Consider the following 18,436-nt stretch of genomic DNA (forward strand, 5'->3'; position numbering starts at 1 on the left):
CTTATACTCATGGTGAATTTTTATGAACAATATCTTTGTAAGCGATTTTGGGTGTTTGAATTAACAGATGGACAAAAAGTCAAATTGTTTTTTTAAGATACATCTGAGATTTTTCATGTTTCTGGAATTGAACATATATATGGGAAAAAAGATAGAGGCAGTTAAGAATAAAGGCATTAGGTTAGGAAAGAAAAGTGTATAAGAGTTTTTTTATGCCTACGAGTGGTTTACCGTTTACGCTATGAACATGTGGAGACAGAATTTGCGGCGTTTTTGAGATGGAGTTTTCTACATATTCACTTAAGGTGAAGTTTCTTATTCTTCCAGTATTTGTTGGAGAATGGTATTGGTATGTGGTTATCAGCAACAGAATTAGGTGGAAAATGTGGTTTAACAGGGGAACAATTTAATTGTGTACAAAATGATAAGGGGATAGCGACGAAACACAAGAGGAGTATTATCACTATTTAAAAGTGAAGAATTTCCCAATATTAAAAGGGAGAGATAATCCATTACGATACAGCATGGCAGAGATAATTGGACAAACAACAATGAATTTATAATAAAATAAAAGGGGGATATAGTAAATGGAAATAAAGAAATTTAAGCAGTGGTTGATTGAAAATGAGTACGAAGAGGATGAGCTTTTTGTTCAATCAATAAAGTGTTTTCAAATAGAAGCATACAAAGCAGCATATTTGTATTCTTATTTAGCCTTGATAAATTATATTAAAGAGATAATTATTGGCTATCACGGAATACCAATTCCTTTTCTCGAAAAAATTAAAGGAAAAACGGACAATGATAAGAAGGCCATATGGAAAAAGAAAATCAACGATTTGAATTTAGATGATAAATGGGAAGAAAATACATGGAACTTTATTAATGAAGGAAAAGAAACTAATATATTTAAGTTAACAGATAGTGTTAGGGTTGAATTCAGCCAAAAAAAGAATTTGAGAAATTCCTGTGTACATAATAAAAAAAGAGATGTTTCTTCTGCAACAGTTGAAGACTTATGGGATTTTATTACTTATGTCAAGCCATTATTAGTAATAAATGGGACGGTTGAAATGTTAATAAATAAGTTTAAGAAAATTATCAAGTTTACGGATCAAAAAGATTATGAAGAAGAAATTGATATATTTTATAAACAATACATTTTGCTACAATACGATGATAGGAAGGAAGTATTTGTAAGTATTATAAATTATTTGGAGGAATGCATACATACGAATGATTATGAAGGGATGGAGTGCATTGATGTTTTAATGGCAAAGGTTTTTCAAAAAAATAATGTTAATGAATATGATTGGATAAATAATATATATATAGAAATCTATTTATTTGTCAATTTAGATTCGTTTGAGTTGAAATATTCTAAGGAGGATCTTCAAGAATATGTATTTCTCAATAAAAATCGCTTCTTGTCAATTGTAATTCCTCTAGGAAAGTATAAAAAAAATGATGAACTTCTAAAAAAAATATTTTCTAATAAACAGTTTAGTGAATGGTGGGAGATTTTTACGACTATTGCAGGAAGTGAAGAAATGTTTGAAATGAGTGAAGATATTATGGATATGATTATAAACTCAAATAAAATAGATGATATCCTAGAACAAATGGAGAAACAGTTGTATTACTATGTAACAAGCTGGGGAAGTGTAAAACAATGTGACACTTTTGACTATCGAAAATTTAATAAATATAGAGGCTATGTAAAGATTATTTTAATGATGATAAAGTGCGGAAAATTATCTAACATAAAAACAGATGAATTAGTAGAAAGGTGCAAGAAAATTCTGAACCTGGATTATTCTGTAGAATCTACTCGAAATAATTATTTGGATATATGTAATTTTTTGAAAGGATGTCCTGGTATTTATGAGTGATTACAAATTATATAAATTTATCCAAGATATAATCAGATGAGTTTGTATTGACACTCCTAATCGAACGTGGGTTGGCGCCGGATTTACAAAACAGGCTGCTGTACAAAAGTATTGTGGACTACCAGATATAAGCAAATTAGCCTGAAAGTTTCCAGACTGATAGACAGAAGGATCTAAACCAGCATATGCAAGCAACTTGTTGGAGCTGGAGAAACGATGTATAGTAAATATAAATGACCCTCAATTTGAGGCAGAAGTATGCCAATGCAATGTTGTAGCACTGTTCAATTCATATTGTAAAAAATATTTTAGCCATGATGATATTACATATTTTGACGACATATCATTTGATGATGTTATAAATAAATCTGATAAAAGCATGGAATGGGATACTAAATTCAAAAGATTTGAGGAGGCAAGAAAAGCTTTTCAGGAAATGAAAGTCTGTAATTAATATACTTGGTGAGGGAAAATGTGTTATAGTGCATATATATTCAAAAGTTAGGAATGGTGAAGTATGATAACATATATAGAAGGTGATTTATTCAATAGTCCGGCACAGGTACTGGTTAATACGGTGAATACCGTGGGGGTTATGGGAAAAGGAATTGCTTTGGAATTTAAAAAAAGATATCCGGAAATGTTTAAACAGTATAAAAAGATGTGTGACGAACATAAACTTACAATAGGTCGACTGATGCTATGGTATGAGCAGGATCATTGGCTTTTGCAATTCCCAACTAAAGAAAATTGGCGAAATCCTTCAAAAATCGAGTATATAGAGAAAGGTCTTGCTTCATTTGTAAAGAAATACGCAGATTACAATATTTCATCTATAGCTTTTCCTAAGCTAGGGTGTGGGAACGGTGAATTAAACTGGGATGATGTTAAGATTGTCATGGAGAAATATCTTAATGATTTACCAATAGATGTGTATGTATATTTACGACCGTTAGACAAGCAGCTGCCAGAGCATAAGAAAACAGTGGAAATGACAAAGTGGTTGAGACAAAATGCAAAAGATATGTCATTTGCTGGTGTGAAAGATGATATATCATATAGCAGTGCATTGGTTCCTATAACATTTGAAGTAGAAGGAATGAAGTGGACGGCAAGTTGGAACGCTGAAGATTTTCTAATATTTGAGAATGGCGAGGAAACATTGAAACTTAGCGATGAGGATGCCCGAGCTATTTGGGATAAAATAAGTGAAAAGAGGGTTTTTGCTACGGATGATAATAAGATTCATGACCTTTTTTATATCTTATTAGCTCATATGGGATATCTGGATGAAGTAAATATAGATGATAACATGAAAGCTGGTTTAAAAAAGGGATATCAGTTGAATTCATGGAAGGGACAAGCTTTTCTGGTTAAGGGGGATAAGTAATGACATATGAGGAGATTATCGCACAGAATTATTTGAATAAATGGTGGGCGGAATTTGCATTTCATTATACTGATATGTCAAATGCTGTTAATATTCTTCGCGATGGTTGTTTATATAGCAGGATTGACGCTGAGATATATGGAAATATGAGTAATGATAATGCAAGTATGCAGGTAATCAATATGACCAATTCAGATATTGAGTCATATGTGAGAATGTATTTCAGACCACATACGCCTACACAGTATCATAATGAGGGATATAAACATGTTCGACTAAGATATTGCCGTGATCAGGAGGCTAATGTACCAGTTCCTGTATTTTTTTTGTTTGATCTAGCATCTGTTTTGAAAAAGAAAGGAACTATGTTTTCAGAGAAATCTCTAGCCGGATTTGGAGACCAACTGCAGAACGGAGTGGAAGCCTTTGCTAACTTGAATTTTCAACAAATATATAAGACTGGTTACATGGAGAATCCGAATCTGGAAAAGAAATATAGACAGGCAGAAATTGTGTACCCTGGGGAATTCCCTATTGAAGATACACTCTGCTGTATAGTTTGTAGAAATGATATAGAACGTCAGTCTTTGCTGAATAAACTGCGTTGTGTAGATTACAACTTGTTTGTAAAATACAGAAATCGTATAAAAGTTGATCGTAGCTGTTTTGAATGTAATGGACTATTTATAGAACAATGTAATTATTATGGAGATAAAATTGGTGTAGTGTATTCAGATACGAAGGATAAAAAATATTATATTCGCAGGTATAAAGATGGCGATGAGCAGTTATTGGTACGTGCTCATGCAGAGTTTATTTGGAAACGATCTGAACAGGTGATATTTAGGCAGTACTGTGATTTTGCTATAGATTATGAAAATCCCCGTTCTACACAATTTAGCGGAATGGTGAAACCAGAAGGTGCGACTGCATTGTATATGGAAATATCATTTGAAAATAAAAGCATGTGTTTAGTGTGCTGGCAGTTGGCAGAGTCTGCAATGTTGTAGAAATTAGAATACATATAACGATTGCTATAATGGAGTTATCAATGTCGAAAAATATATATTCGCCGATTGTATAATGAAGTTGGACACTAACTAAATAAAATAGCTCATGGCACAAGAGCTCATTTCTAAAGAAGTTGATGGTATGTCAGATGAACAGTTTTTGACGAAGATGAAGTTGTTAATAGGTGGCAAGGTTACAAATGCTGCAATGCTTTTGTTGGGAAATTCTGATTTTGACTATTTGTTCACAGCCGCTCCAAGTATTATGTGACGTATCTATGGTGCGGACGGAACATTATTAACGGTCTTAAAAAATAAGAATGTTATTGAAAAGTATGGAGAAAACCAACGTAAAGCTAACTGGATATTAAAAGATTAATCGGTTTAGGATTGGTTTAGTTTGTTTTGTTTAAACCGATTGAATCAGCAATTGAATATTCTTGTGCGACAGAGGACACTAGAGGTGCCAGGTGCAGACGAACATTTGCATTTGCACGTTTGAGATTTCTTCGTGAAAACTCGGCTGCTAGCGAAAAAGTTTACCACTTCGATAAAGGAGCGTGATTTATATGCACCACAAATTAGATATCCATCAAATACCGGAAGAAATGCTCTATGTCAATGACCCTTAATTGGCTGTGAAAGTACCATATGAAACGGAAGACGAGATGGAGAAAGCAGTCACTGGAAAGAAAAAGTCTGAGGGTGGGATTCTACCAGATGACAATGTGAGAATATATGTGCCGATGGATTTGAATGACGATGGCATTATGCGTCAGCTTTACGCTCTCTATGGCGCACTCGGCGAGCCGACGGAAAGTAATGAATTGGTTTATCATTCTGGCGTAAGAAAAATAATTACTCAGCTGGAAATATATGACCAGGTGTGGGTGGCAAGAAAAGTTGAAGAGAGCGTTCAGAAAGAGAACGGTGGCGTGATACACAGTCGGAAGGGGATTGAATTGGCAGGAGAGATTATCAATTATCTGGAAGAAAACGAAAGGGCTGCCGAGTGTTTTCCGTATGATGAGGTCGAGGAGCTGAGAGATGCATTCTGGCTCTGAATGGATCTTCGTAAAACTATGGGTAGCAATAACTATGATAATTTGGGATAACGCAAATACTTGAAAAAAACATTGTTTTTTTATGAAAATCGCATATACTAATATCAACAGTACCCAACACGCCTCTCAACGATGCGGACCACGTTGGGTCTTTTAATTTTAAGGAGAAAATATATGGGGGAACTGAAACAACATCAACCATCAATGTCAATTGATGAGCAGGTGGAGAATTTAAAATCACTGGAATTTATATGTAGACCAAATAGAAGCATTAATAGAGAAGTATGAAAAAATAGATGTAAGGACAATGGGATTTACTGATAATTGGAAGGAATTATTGGAGATAGGTTAAGTTGGAATTTGCAGAGACAGATAAATAATATTGATGAGCATAAAAATGGGCTGTGAAAAAACTCAATCGAGTTTTTTCACAGCCATTGTTTTATATATAACAGTGTTGTTGGGAGCATGTTAAAGGCAGGTGAATAAAACCATCTGTAAAACAAGCTTTGAACTTTACTTCGGGAGTTGACTTTCGCATATTATACTTAACTCCCTATAAACCTGTCCCCAGTTCCGTAACGGAAGTGTCCTTTTCTTAGTTGCTTCAAGATAAGATTGCAAAAATGTGACAAAACTAGAAAAATACTACAAAAAATACATCTCAGATTGCAAAAAATGACATATATATATTGTTTCTGCGCTGAATTTCATATAAAATATACGACATATCTATATATGTATAAATAAAAAGGGGGATGCATAGTAGTTATGTTGAAAATTGAAGAAAAGATATATGACATCGATAATGTGATATGTGAAAATTTGAATATGCTGGATAGCACAATGGTTACAAGGGACATCATATCTCAAAATTTATTAGCCCAATCTAGAAACCTTGTTGAGCATATTGCGGTGAGAGCTTATGGTGGAGGAAAAGAAATTGCTATTAATCGAGATACTGTGCCAAGAGCATTGGCATATCTCAAAGAAGATAATAAATATTTGTTTTTGAGAAAATTTCATTCATTTCTGCAAGAATCAAAATCTCATTACACACCAGATAATGAGGGCGCCGAGAGGCTGATGATAAAATATTATCAGTTTTTTGCGATGATTAGAAATTTTGCTAAGTATGAATATGGAATGGAGTTATTATCAAATTTGGAAAAATTTCCACTTAATACAGATAGAACAGTAGAAGAATTCCGTGAAAAAATAGCGGAATTGTTGAAAGAAAAAAGAAATTTCGTCGATTACAGTCGAACTGAAAGGATGTATGTACATAAGGTTATTCCATTTATTGTTGATGGAGTTCCATATTATGAAATGGTACTTACACCTGCGTATGACTCTACAAGTAAATTTGATAGATTTATTGTTTACTCTGAAAATATGCTACCATCGCATTATGCAATAAAAGCTGCAATTTTTTATGAAGATATTGAGGTAAATGGCAAAAAAATGCCAGTTAATATTTTGACTGAATTCTCTGTATCTATTAGGCCATGTGAATTTAATAATTTTGCTGATCTGTTTGATGAAAAAATACGAATGACAACAGGGAGCGCAGAGTATATAGGTATGATGAAATATTTGTCTTATTCTGGGGCAAGTCTGCTGGATGTTGTTTTATCATCAGAGAGTGACTATATAAGGTATAAGAATGTAATGTTTGGGCGGAGTAAGGCAAAACATTTTGAGCCGGTTTTGGATAGTGCACGTTGTTTGATTTTGGCGGGAAAGCCAGGAAGTAATGTTATTAGATACTTGCTTCATACTATGAATAATAAAGTTCTTAAGTTGCAGAAGGACAAAGATTACAATAGTGTACTTTCAGGTCTTAGACTTAAATGGGGATGCATTCCTTTTGATGAAATGCCATTTGCAACATCGTTGATTCGTCATAATCCTGAAACTATAGATCTATTTGAAAGTATTGATCAGTCAGGGAGAGAGCACGAGTTTATGGCTAAGTATATTAAGAACAATATGAATACTAATTCTAAACTTTATACACCTATAAAAGAGTTAGAAGGGTTCACAAATGACATAGATGCAGCTATAGATACATTTAACAGAAATATTCATATAAAAAAACATGAAGGACGAAAGCTTGCAAAATTTGGACAGAGTGTTTATGTGAAAGGGGCTTTTGATAATACGAAGTATATTATAGAAGAGCTGATGAGAGTGTCCGAATCAGGTATATTGGGATATACAAATGCTATTTCTGCATGGATGGATGAAAATCAGGCTATCGATAGTGAAGAAAAAAAGGCGATTTTACAAAGACTGTTTGAAAGAACGCATGTTGCAATGATTTATGGAGCTGCAGGAACAGGAAAGACCTATATGATTAATCAGGTATCACAGTTCCTTGATTCACATTCTAAATTATATCTTGCAAATACTAATCCAGCAGTTGAAAATCTAAGGCGAAATGTGATGGCACAAAATTGTAAATTTATGACTATTCGTAAGTATATTCTGACGAAAAATGTGCCAGTAGATGTCGACATTTTGATAATGGACGAGTGTAGTATGGTCAGTAATTCAGATATGGCTGATGTTTTAAGAAAGATAAATTGTAAAGTTATGCTTTTAGTAGGAGATACATACCAGATAGAATCTATTGATTTTGGTAATTGGTTTTCAATGGCAAAGTATTTTATTCCAAGATATGCATGGTACGAGTTAGAAACTCCATATAGAACCAAGGATGAAGATTTATTAACCTTGTGGAAAAAGGTTAGAAAGCTTGATGAAGATTTGACGGAACATATTGTTGCGAACAGGTATGCATCTAATCTGGGGGCTTCAGTTTTTGATAAGAAGTCGGAAGAGGAAATAATACTTTGCTTGAATTATGATGGACTGTATGGAATTAACAATATAAATCGGTTCCTTCAAGAGAACAATCCTAATCCTGCAGTGAGATGGGGAATGTGGACATACAAAGTGGGGGATCCAATCCTTTTTAATGAGTCAGATAGGTTTGTGCCATTATTGTATAATAATTTAAAAGGTACTATTATAGAAATAAAAAAAGAGTCTGAAGATAAGATATGGTTTACACTTGAAATTGATAAGATCCTTACAGAACTTGATGTTATGGAATGGGATATTGAGCTATTGGAATCTATTACACCAGGAAAATCTGTCATTAGATTTTATTCATTAAAAAAAGATTCTGATAATGATGATGCAGATTTTTCATATGAGACAGATGTGCCATTCCAAATTGCATATGCTATATCTATACATAAAGCGCAAGGCTTGGAGTATGATTCTGTTAAAATAATAATTACAGAGGAAGTTGATCGTATGATCACGCATAATATTTTTTATACGGCTATTACTCGATCAAAGAAAAATCTGAAAATATACTGGAGTCCTGAGACTCAGGAAAAAGTTATTAATAACTTTGAGATTACAAATGCAAAAGGTGATTCAACAATCTTTGCAGCACAAACTCATAAAAAAATGATGAAGATTAAAGAATGAGCTATCAGTTATGTGTAGAATTATTGAGTGCCCATATCTGAAATTCCGCAGGTATTTTGTAATGAAGGCGGAACATATGAAGTGCCTTATTGTGCAAACTGTGGAAGTCAACTCACGTTTAATCGAAAAGGTCAACTCGAATGTCATTGTAATGCTCCTATTTCCATTATGTGTGGAGAAGGACATCGATCAACGGAACTGAACAAATATGGGGCACCCCTTTTACTGGAGACTTAGTGAAAGGGTGGATATATTATTTATGAGGAAGAGTATATTTTAAATAATGACTATAATATTTAATAATTTTGACGATGGAGGATTGAGTATGGAGAATTACAATGATGCTGTTAACCAAATCTATAGTGAAAAAGAAAATGAGATTATAATAGGCTTGACGGGCAGGACAGGAGCAGGATGTAGTACTGCTGCTGGTATTTTAAAAAAGTCATTTGATGAACTGGAGTATGAGTATTTTGATAGTGACGATAACTCGATAAGGGAAAGAAAAGAGTTTGATATAATAAAGGATTATATGGAGTCTGATAGTAGATGGAGGCCGTTCGAGGTAATAGAAGGAAGTTGTATAATACTGTCATATATTTTAGAACAAGAGGGTGGGGTAAAGGCCTTTATAGAATATTTGAAATATCTTCAAAGTAATCATAATAAGACATCATTTATTATTTTGAATTTTAATGAACTTGTAAATGAAATAAATGGTTTGGATTATATGTTTAAGGAAATTTCAGAATTTCCTATACCTTCAATTGAGGAACTAAATTCTTTTTCGACAGATGTGTTGGACAAGTATTATGAATTGTATATTAGGAAATTAGCTGATTATAAAAATAGATTTAAAAAAATTTTTTATAAATATTCTTGTTATGAGGAAGAGAAGAGAAAACTTCAAGATGAACCTCCAGTAAAATATCATTTATATACATATTTATTGCAAAAAATTGCTAATAATATTAGAGCCAGTGGTACTCCATATGAAGATAAATTGTGCCAAAATAGAATATTAGATTTTGCAAAGCGAATAAAATTAATGATAGAGTTAATAAAAAAATATAGAAAAGGGGACAAAATACGTATATGTATAGATGCAATTAGAAATGCGAATGAGTCAAACTATTTAAAAGACGTTTATCGATCATACTTCTTGATATCTATAAGCGTGGATGAGAAAATGCGGCAAAAAAGATTAGGCAAATTAGATGTGGAAGAACAAAGAGGTTTAGATTATGTAGAATATGAGTCGAATCTAGATAATGGAGAAATATTTTATCATCAAAATATAGCGAATTGTTTTGAAATGGCAGATATTCATCTAGTTAATTTAGATGAGCAAAATGGTAGAAGATTGATGCTAACTAGGCAGTTAGTTAAATATATTACACTGATGATTCATCCGGGATTGGTCGTTCCAAACGATGTAGAAAGGTGTATGCAACTTGCATATAATCTAAAGTATAATTCAGGGTGTTTATCTAGACAGGTCGGGGCAATTGTAACTGATAGCAATTTCTCAGTAAAATCAGTAGGGTGGAACGATGTTCCTAATAAGCAACTGGAATGTATATACAGAGATGTTCATGGATATTGTAAAGGAAATCAGAGAGAATGTTATAGTCAGTTTGAATATGATAATGAGACATTAAAAAAGATATTTGAACATTTAGATAAAGAGATTTCTAAAGTCGATTTGCATGGAAGAAAGTTTTCATATTGTTTTAAGGATATTTATAATGGATGGAAAGGCGATAAAAACCAGGTGTTTACAAGGGCTCTTCATGCAGAAGAAAATGCTTTTTTGCAAATATCTAAATATGGAGGTATGGGAATAGAAGGCGGAAATTTATTTTGTACAGCAAGCCCATGCGAATTATGTTCGAAAAAGGCGTTTCAATTAGGAATAAAAAAAATCTACTACATAGATCCTTATCCTGGAATTGCGCAAACGCATATATTAAGATTTGGAAAAGGTAAAGGAAATCCGGAATTGCATTTGTTTAGTGGAGCTATTGGAGAGGCATATGTTAGGTTGTACAGACCTATGCTTGCTCAGAAAGATGAATTAGAATTAGTAACGGGGATAAATAGTAAAGCGGAAGTACGGAGTATTATTGATACAAGCTCAAGAAAAACATCTGCAAAGGATCTGAAGTATAAATTGATGGAGGTTTCATTAGAGTTTGTTAGTAGAGAAAGCATAGAGAGTATTAGAAAAGTAGATTTAGAAGTGCTAGATGGTGAATTTGATGTTTTGGAAAGAAGTATAACTTGGACAGGAAGTTCATATGATAAATCAGAGCTTATTGATGATGGAGACAAATTCACATTGGAAGACTCGAAAGATCAAGTATCCCCATATCATTATAAAATAAATCTAAACAATAAGTTTTGTAAAGGTCAGCGGATTTCATACGGAATAAAAACTTATTTAAAGGATGAATCTCAATTAATGCATGAGTATTTGGCCCAGATTGTAAAGTATCCAATTGAAAATCTGATTTTAAGAGTAATTATTCCTGAAAAGAATGCGTTGCTTGATAATGTGCGTTATGTAAGATATGCGGATATGAAAATGGAGTATGAATTTCTTGATCAAGAAAATAAAGTAACAGAAACAAAAAAAGATAATAAGATAATATATGAATTACAGATTGAAAATCCGAATCTATTTTATACATATAGTATGGAATGGGATTTTATTAAAGTCAAGTCTTGAATAACAAATTATTTAATACTATCATAGGTATATGAGGAGGATTTTTATATGGACGGAGACTGAGGTAGTTATAATTAAAGAGAGCGGTATCGGTACATTGGTTGGTATCTCATAATCAAGAAAAAGTTCACGGCAGAGTCGTGGACTTTTTCTTTTAAAATAAGCAAGATATTTAGTTAAATGCCACATGAGATTTGGCAAAAGCGATTATGCCAAACCAAAATGAATGTTAAATGCGAGACTGTTATGTACATTTCACTTTCCATTATCAGATTTACAACTACAGCTAGTTAATAAATATGGTATTGAAGAATGTGAATAATCCGGGCTCCGTGTCCCTGTTGTCCGGGAATAGGAAAACACAAATGTAATGATTTGGACGAATTTTGTCAAAACTATTCGGAATATATAAAAAAGCATGATTATACGTATCAATTACTTAAAGATATTGAAATTACAGCATGATAAATGCAAATTCATGAAAATATTAGTGCAATATTTATGGATATTGCATATACTAAGACCAACAGAACCCAACACGCCTTTCAACGATGCGGACCATGTTGGGTCTTTTGATTTTTAAGGAACTCAATTTTTGAGTTCCTTTTTGAGTTCTTCAATTGTTTTTTTACTTGATTGCAAGAACTAAAAACAAAACATGAGAAAGTGAAATGATAATTAAAAAGGGGACATAAGTTGTTGACTCCTTAAATTAGCATAATACTGTTTATTGTATACTTAAAATACCAACTATTGCAGAGGGCAATCCCCAAAGTTGCATGAGGATTTGGAGGCAAAGGAATTGGCGTGAATGTTTTAACAATTTTTAGAGATTAATCGCTCTTAAAAATATCCCTCGTATAAACTTTATCCTTCACATCGTCAAGGCACGAGTCGTATCTGTTGGCGATGATAGCATGGCTGATTTTTTTGAATTTCTTAAGGTTATTTACCACTTCTGAGCCGAAGAATGTTTCGCCGTTCTTGAGAGTTGGCTCGTAGATGATAACTTTGGCGCCTTTGGCCTTGATCCTTTTTATGACACCCTGGATGGAGGATTGGCGGAAATTATCTGAGTTGCTCTTCATGGTCAGGCGGTACACGCCAATCACACATTCCTTCTCCTGTTCAGGAGCGAAATCACCGCGATTATTATAATCATAGTAGCCGGCCATATTCAGTACCTGGTCCGCTATGAAATCTTTTCTTGTCTTGTTGCTCTCGACAATGGCAGATATCATGTTCTGTGGCACATCGTTGTAGTTTGCCAGCAGCTGCTTTGTATCCTTTGGAAGGCAGTATCCACCATATCCGAAACTTGGATTGTTATAGTGATTGCCGATACGCGGATCAAGACATACTCCATTGATGATCTCCTGTGTATTTAGTCCCCTTGTTTCTGCGTAGGTGTCAAGTTCGTTGAAATATGAGACACGTAATGCAAGGTAAGTATTTGCAAAGAGCTTTACAGCCTCTGCCTCTGTGAAGCCCATGAACAGTGTATCGATATTTTCTTTGATAGCTCCCTGCTGAAGCAATGCCGCAAATGTGTGGGCCTTTTCGGACGACTCTTCATCGCAGGATACGATGATTCGTGATGGGTAGAGGTTGTCGTACAGAGCCTTAGATTCCCGTAGAAATTCAGGACTGAATATGATATTCCTGGTATTGTATTTCTCTCTTACAGAAGCAGTATAGCCCACTGGAACGGTTGATTTGATGATCATTGTAGCATCAGGATTTACTTTGAGTACAAGCTCTATAACGGCTTCGACTGCAGAGCAGTCGAAGAAATTCTTTTTACTGTCGTAGTTGGTTGGAGCCGCTATGACCACAAAGTCAGCAGTTCTGTATGCTTCCTCGGCATCAAGGGTTGCGGTGAGATCCAGTTTCTTCTCGGCAAGATACATCTCTATATAGTCGTCCTGGATAGGAGATTTTCTGTTGTTGATAAGTTCGACCTTTTCAGGAATGATATCGACCGCAGTTACATGGTTGTGCTGTGCAAGAAGCGTTGCGATTGACAGACCAACATAACCGGTACCTGCTACTGCTATATTGTATGCTCTGTCGAGGCTTGTTGTATTGACAGCTTTCTTTTTCTCTTCTAACAGATCAACAACTTCAAAGTCAAGGGCTTCGGCCATCTTGGTTATTGATATTTTTTTCATGGGTAGAGTCCTCTCTAAATTTATATTGCAAGTTGATAGACAATCGGTGCAATGCCTTGATGTGATTTAAAATAACACATATCAACCAAATACAAAAAATATTACGGTATGTGATGCTTATAATTGCGAAGATAACACCAGTATGGGGAGATGTCAATACGTTGCATATATTCATTATGATGTGTGAATGTGTAATTTTATAATTGCTCACAAAACGACATAAATATTGATTTAAATAGAAAACATATTAAAATTACGGTATATACGTATTCGATATTGGCACATAAAACAGTGATAAATCTATCAACCATAAATATATTGTAGTAGAAAGGAGTCACCCATGTACAAAGGAATAAGATTCAAAGGCTACAAAGCCTTCACCGCCGACACATACACAGAACTTGACAACCTCCCAAGGGTGTCAGTGATAATCGGCAAGAACAACAGCGGAAAATCAAGTGTCATCGACGTGGTGGGGATGATGTATGACAGGATGTATGCATTCAGAGAGCAGATCGCATCCTGTGCGGACGAGATCATCGCGGAGATACCGGTCACCCGGGAGATGTGTGACAGCTTGCTTCGTGGGTATTCATCAATTCAAGGTTATACAAGCGGAACCATGTGGAACCTGTCAAATGGACGTTCGATAGGATACAGGGTGGAGCCTGAGGACAGTGGTGGTTACATAGTGGAGTGGAATGACAGACTGCCTCTATGGAATACTTCATATGCAAATGGAGTGGGAGTTGATATAGGTAATGAGAGGGACAGATATGTATTCAGACACGTTGCTGCGGAGCGCAATATTGTTCCCGAGGAGGAAGAGAAGCTTGGTGAGACTCTGGAGGATCTGTCCAGCACTGGCAGTGGTGCAAGCAACATTATTAGGGCATTTCTGAACAATAGCAGTTACGATGAGACGATAATTGAGGACACTCTTCTAAAAGCGGTAAATGAGATCATGAGTCCGGAGGCTGTATTTGAGAGCATAAGGGTGCAGCAGGTACAGGATGGATATGGGAATATCCGGTGGGAGGTGTTTCTCAAGGAAAAGGGCATGAGCAGGTGCCCTTTGTCACGCATGGGAAGCGGTCTTAAGACGATCATTCTGGTGCTGCTAAATCTGCTGGTTATACCGGAGCTGGAGGGGTATAAGGATAAGAAGATGATCTATGGTTTTGAGGAGCTTGAGAATAATCTTCACCCTGCCATGCAGAGGAAACTGTTTGAGTATATATATGAATTTGCTGAAAAGAATGATGTTCAGGTGTTCATCACGACCCATTCCCATGTGGCGATAAATGCATTCTACGACAAGGACGATGCTGTGATATTCCATGTGTACAAGCAGGACGGCAGAGCATTTGTCAAAAGGATAGAATCGTATCTGGACAAGACCCGGATACTGGATGATCTGGACGTGAAGGCAAGCGATCTTCTTCAGTCAAATGGGATTATATGGGTGGAAGGACCGTCAGACAGAGTGTATATAAAACACTGGCTAGACATGTATTTCCCGGACCGTTTCGTGGAGGGCGTGCACTACCAGTTCCTGTATTATGGTGGAAGACTGCTGTCACAGTACTCGGCTGAGGAGATGACGGAGCTCATAAGTGTTATCAAGACCAACAGAAATGCGGTCATTGTGATGGATAGTGATAAGAAAAACAGGAATGCCCGGCTGAATGATACCAAGAAGAGAATAATTCAGGAATTTGATGATCTTGGGATGATGTCATGGGTTACTAAGGGCAAGGAGATAGAAAATTACATCCCAAAGGAAGTCATAGAGGAAGTTCTGGGAATCAGTTTGAAGAAGCCGTGTGGACAGTATGAGCTGTTTCCTGGTTACATAGAGCCGTATTACAGAGGCTTTGCAGGCAAAAAGGTCAAGTTTGCAAGGAGTGTTGCGGAGCATATGACCTTGGAGAACATGGCTGGTATGCTGGATGTGAAGAAACAAGTTACGGAACTCGGCAAGCGGATCTCTGATTGGAATGGCGAACCTTGCGCTAATAAAAATGCTCCTTGAAATACCCCACCCGCTTCTATATAATTAAGATATATTTGTTACGGAAAATGGACGATTCAGCCCGGTTTTACAGGGCTGAAGTTCAATACCAGGGAGGATTTACTATGAGGTTGGTTACAAGATCGGATTTTGATGGACTTGCGTGTGGCGCACTGCTGAAGGAAGCGGGAATTATTGATCATTGGAAGTTTGCGCATCCGAAGGATCTTCAGGACGGATTGATTGAGGTTACGGAGGATGACTGCCTTGCAAATGTGCCATTTGTTGAGGGCTGCGGACTTTGGTTCGATCATCATTCAAGTGAGCATGAGAGATTGGCACTTGAGGGTAAATACAAGGGGGAGAGTCGTATAACTCCATCGTGCGCTAGAATAATCTATGAGTATTATGGAGGCAGAGAGAGATTCCCGCAGTTTGACGATATGATGGAGGCTGTTGATAAGGTTGATTCAGGTAATCTTACCATCGATGAGGTACAGAATCCAAAGGGATGGATACTTATTGGATTCCTGATGGATCCTAGAACCGGACTTGGAAGATTCAGAAATTTCACCATATCAAACTATCAGCTCATGGAGAAGCTTATAGATGCATGTCGTACCATGACCACTGATGAGATACTTGCCATGCCGGATATACAGGAAAGAATAGTTCTGTATAATGAGCAGACAGAGAAGTTCAAGGAGATGGTCAAGGCACATACCATAGTGGACGGTAATCTTATCATAAGCGATCTTCGCGGAGTGGATCCGATATACACCGGCAATCGTTTCATGATATACAGTATGTATCCTGAACAGAATGTGTCAGCGTGGATAGTAAGCGGACGTGGTGGACAGGGATGTTCGGCAGCAGTTGGATACAGTATCCTGAACCGCACAGCGACCATGGATGTTGGAAGCCTTATGCTCAAGTATGGTGGCGGTGGACACAGGAAGGTTGGTACATGTCAGTTCAAGGATGACGAGATGGATACAAGACTTCCTCAGATGCTTGGGGAGCTCAAGGCTCAGGCTAATTCATAAGAAATATTGACAAAAAATAACCGAATGATACAAGTTTTAATTCGTATCATTCGGTTATTTTTTATGTTATAAAAATGTTCTTAAAGGTCTTATTAAAGATTAGTCTCTCTGGAACAGATCTCTTGTGTATACCTTGTCTTTGATGTCGTCGAGGCATGAATTGTACCTGTTGGCGATGACAGCGTCGGACATGGATTTGAATTTGTCTAGGTCATTTACAACTTTGCTTCCGAAGAATGTGGTTCCGTCTTCAAGGGTTGGCTCGTATACAACGACGGTTGCGCCCTTGGCTTTGATTCGCTTCATGACACCCTGTATACTGCTCTGGCGGAAGTTGTCGGAGTTGCTCTTCATCGTCAGTCTGTATACACCTATGACACATTCCTTCTCCTGGGCTGCTGAGTAATCACCGTTATTGTTGTAGTCGTAGTAGCCTGCGATGGAGAGAACGCGGTCTGCGATGAAGTCCTTTCTCGTTCTGTTGCTCTCAACGATGGCGCTCATCATATTCTGAGGCACGTCGTTGTAGTTGGCAAGGAGCTGCTTTGTATCCTTTGGCAGACAGTATCCGCCGTATCCAAATGATGGGTTGTTGTAGTGTGTTCCGATTCTTGGGTCGAGACATACGCCGTTTATGATGTCCTGTGTGTTAAGTCCCTTCATCTCTGCGTATGTGTCAAGCTCGTTGAAGTAGGACACGCGGAGTGCGAGATAGGTATTTGCAAATAACTTTACAGCCTCAGCTTCGGTGAAGCCCATGAACAGAGTGTCTATATCTTCCTTGAGGGCACCCTCCTGAAGCAGTGCGGCAAATGTATGGGATGCCTTAACTATCTTCTCGTCATTCTTGTCTGTGCTGACAATTATCCTTGATGGATAGAGGTTGTCGTACAGTGCCTTTGATTCACGAAGAAATTCTGGGCTGAAAATGATATTTGACGTGTTGTATTTCTTCCTTACAGACTCGGTATATCCAACTGGTATAGTTGATTTGATGACCATGATGGCATCCGGGTTGACCTTGAGGACGAGCTCGATAACGGCCTCAACGGCTGATGTGTCGAAATAGTTCTTGTTGCTGTCGTAGTTTGTCGGAGCAGCTATGATTACGAAATCTGCATCCTTGTATGCTGATTTGCCATCGAGAGTTGCTGTGAGATCAAGCTCCTTCTCGGCGAGATATTTCTCAATATAGTCGTCCTGTATAGGGGATTTCTTGTTGTTGATGAGATCAACCTTTTCAGGGATGATGTCAACTGCCGTTACATGGTTGTGCTGTGCCAGCAGGGTCGCAATGGACAGACCAACGTAACCGGTTCCTGCCACTGCAATGTTCAGTGGGGATGGAGACTCGAGCTTGTGTGCGCCAGCATTGATGAACATTTCTGTGAGGTCGAAGTTCAAAACCTCTGACAAACTTTCGAGCTGTTCTATAGAAGGAACAAAATCCTTCTGCTCTATTCTGGAAATGAGTGCTCTGTTGATACCGGTTGCATCGGCGAGCTGAGCCTGGGTCATACCCTTTTCTTTTCTTCCGTTCATGACAGTGTCGGCGAGACGTGACTGTGATAATTTCTTCATGATCAAAATTCCTTTCTCTGATGAGTATTC

12 protein-coding genes are annotated in these 18,436 nt (G+C 36.6%); 9 read left to right on the forward strand and 3 right to left on the reverse strand.

What is annotated here, in order from left to right:
* Positions 1–587 precede the first annotated feature (587 nt).
* The gene (locus DWW60_RS09850; RefSeq protein WP_117550473.1) at positions 588–1,892 is read left to right on the forward strand and encodes a hypothetical protein; all 1,305 of its coding nucleotides are present in this window, start codon (positions 588–590) and stop codon (positions 1,890–1,892) included.
* On the opposite strand, the gene DWW60_RS14055 is transcribed toward DWW60_RS09850, so the two are convergent.
* Positions 1,893–2,087: an IS110 family transposase gene (locus tag DWW60_RS14055; RefSeq protein WP_243104886.1), complete on the reverse strand. Its 195-nt coding sequence runs from the start codon at positions 2,085–2,087 to the stop codon at positions 1,893–1,895.
* Between the two features lie 4 nt (positions 2,088–2,091).
* Between DWW60_RS14055 and DWW60_RS09860 the strand changes: the two genes are divergently transcribed.
* The 6 genes from DWW60_RS09860 to DWW60_RS09885 all read left to right on the forward strand — a co-directional run bounded on the left by DWW60_RS09860 (position 2,092) and on the right by DWW60_RS09885 (position 11,594).
* Complete coding sequence (locus tag DWW60_RS09860) at positions 2,092–2,346, forward strand: hypothetical protein (RefSeq protein WP_133302871.1); 255 nt, start codon at positions 2,092–2,094, stop codon at positions 2,344–2,346.
* A 63-nt stretch (positions 2,347–2,409) separates the two neighbouring features.
* On the forward strand, positions 2,410–3,282 hold the full coding sequence (locus DWW60_RS09865) for a macro domain-containing protein (protein ID WP_117550477.1): 873 nt from the start codon (positions 2,410–2,412) through the stop codon (positions 3,280–3,282).
* Complete coding sequence (locus DWW60_RS09870; protein ID WP_117550479.1) at positions 3,282–4,292, forward strand: DarT ssDNA thymidine ADP-ribosyltransferase family protein; 1,011 nt, start codon at positions 3,282–3,284, stop codon at positions 4,290–4,292. Before DWW60_RS09865 ends, DWW60_RS09870 begins: the two co-directional genes overlap by 1 nt.
* A gap of 668 nt (positions 4,293–4,960) precedes the next feature.
* Positions 4,961–5,356: a hypothetical protein gene (locus DWW60_RS09875; RefSeq protein WP_242992666.1), complete on the forward strand. Its 396-nt coding sequence runs from the start codon at positions 4,961–4,963 to the stop codon at positions 5,354–5,356.
* A gap of 771 nt (positions 5,357–6,127) precedes the next feature.
* Positions 6,128–8,863, forward strand: a complete 2,736-nt coding sequence (locus DWW60_RS13700) for an ATP-dependent DNA helicase (RefSeq protein ID WP_117550481.1) — start codon at positions 6,128–6,130, stop codon at positions 8,861–8,863.
* A gap of 325 nt (positions 8,864–9,188) precedes the next feature.
* A complete protein-coding gene (locus tag DWW60_RS09885) occupies positions 9,189–11,594 on the forward strand; it encodes a dCMP deaminase (RefSeq protein ID WP_158547602.1) in 2,406 nt (801 codons plus the stop codon).
* An 833-nt stretch (positions 11,595–12,427) separates the two neighbouring features.
* Here the strand turns inward: DWW60_RS09885 and DWW60_RS09890 are convergent.
* A complete protein-coding gene (locus DWW60_RS09890) occupies positions 12,428–13,765 on the reverse strand; it encodes a nucleotide sugar dehydrogenase (protein ID WP_117875276.1) in 1,338 nt (445 codons plus the stop codon).
* Positions 13,766–14,105: 340 nt separating this feature from the next.
* Between DWW60_RS09890 and DWW60_RS09895 the strand changes: the two genes are divergently transcribed.
* Both DWW60_RS09895 and DWW60_RS09900 read left to right on the forward strand, forming a co-directional pair.
* On the forward strand, positions 14,106–15,800 hold the full coding sequence (locus tag DWW60_RS09895; protein ID WP_117875277.1) for an ATP-dependent nuclease: 1,695 nt from the start codon (positions 14,106–14,108) through the stop codon (positions 15,798–15,800).
* Between the two features lie 104 nt (positions 15,801–15,904).
* Positions 15,905–16,825: an exopolyphosphatase gene (locus DWW60_RS09900; protein ID WP_117875278.1), complete on the forward strand. Its 921-nt coding sequence runs from the start codon at positions 15,905–15,907 to the stop codon at positions 16,823–16,825.
* A 99-nt stretch (positions 16,826–16,924) separates the two neighbouring features.
* Here the strand turns inward: DWW60_RS09900 and DWW60_RS09905 are convergent, their stop codons facing one another.
* On the reverse strand, positions 16,925–18,406 hold the full coding sequence (locus DWW60_RS09905; protein ID WP_022215939.1) for a nucleotide sugar dehydrogenase: 1,482 nt from the start codon (positions 18,404–18,406) through the stop codon (positions 16,925–16,927).
* Positions 18,407–18,436: the final 30 nt, after the last annotated feature.

This window comes from Coprococcus sp. AF16-22, from assembly GCF_003461545.1.
Lineage (GTDB): Bacteria > Bacillota > Clostridia > Lachnospirales > Lachnospiraceae > Coprococcus > Coprococcus aceti.

Coding starts and splice junctions, on each gene's coding strand:
- DWW60_RS09865 (WP_117550477.1), top strand. CDS start 2,410: ATGATAACATATATAGAAGGTGATTTATTCAATAGTCCGGCACAGGTA.
- DWW60_RS09885 (WP_158547602.1), top strand. CDS start 9,189: ATGGAGAATTACAATGATGCTGTTAACCAAATCTATAGTGAAAAAGAA.
- DWW60_RS09870 (WP_117550479.1), top strand. CDS start 3,282: ATGACATATGAGGAGATTATCGCACAGAATTATTTGAATAAATGGTGG.
- DWW60_RS13700 (WP_117550481.1), top strand. CDS start 6,128: ATGTTGAAAATTGAAGAAAAGATATATGACATCGATAATGTGATATGT.
- DWW60_RS09850 (WP_117550473.1), top strand. CDS start 588: ATGGAAATAAAGAAATTTAAGCAGTGGTTGATTGAAAATGAGTACGAA.
- DWW60_RS09875 (WP_242992666.1), top strand. CDS start 4,961: ATGGAGAAAGCAGTCACTGGAAAGAAAAAGTCTGAGGGTGGGATTCTA.
- DWW60_RS09900 (WP_117875278.1), top strand. CDS start 15,905: ATGAGGTTGGTTACAAGATCGGATTTTGATGGACTTGCGTGTGGCGCA.
- DWW60_RS09905 (WP_022215939.1), bottom strand. CDS start 18,406: ATGAAGAAATTATCACAGTCACGTCTCGCCGACACTGTCATGAACGGA.
- DWW60_RS09890 (WP_117875276.1), bottom strand. CDS start 13,765: ATGAAAAAAATATCAATAACCAAGATGGCCGAAGCCCTTGACTTTGAA.
- DWW60_RS09895 (WP_117875277.1), top strand. CDS start 14,106: ATGTACAAAGGAATAAGATTCAAAGGCTACAAAGCCTTCACCGCCGAC.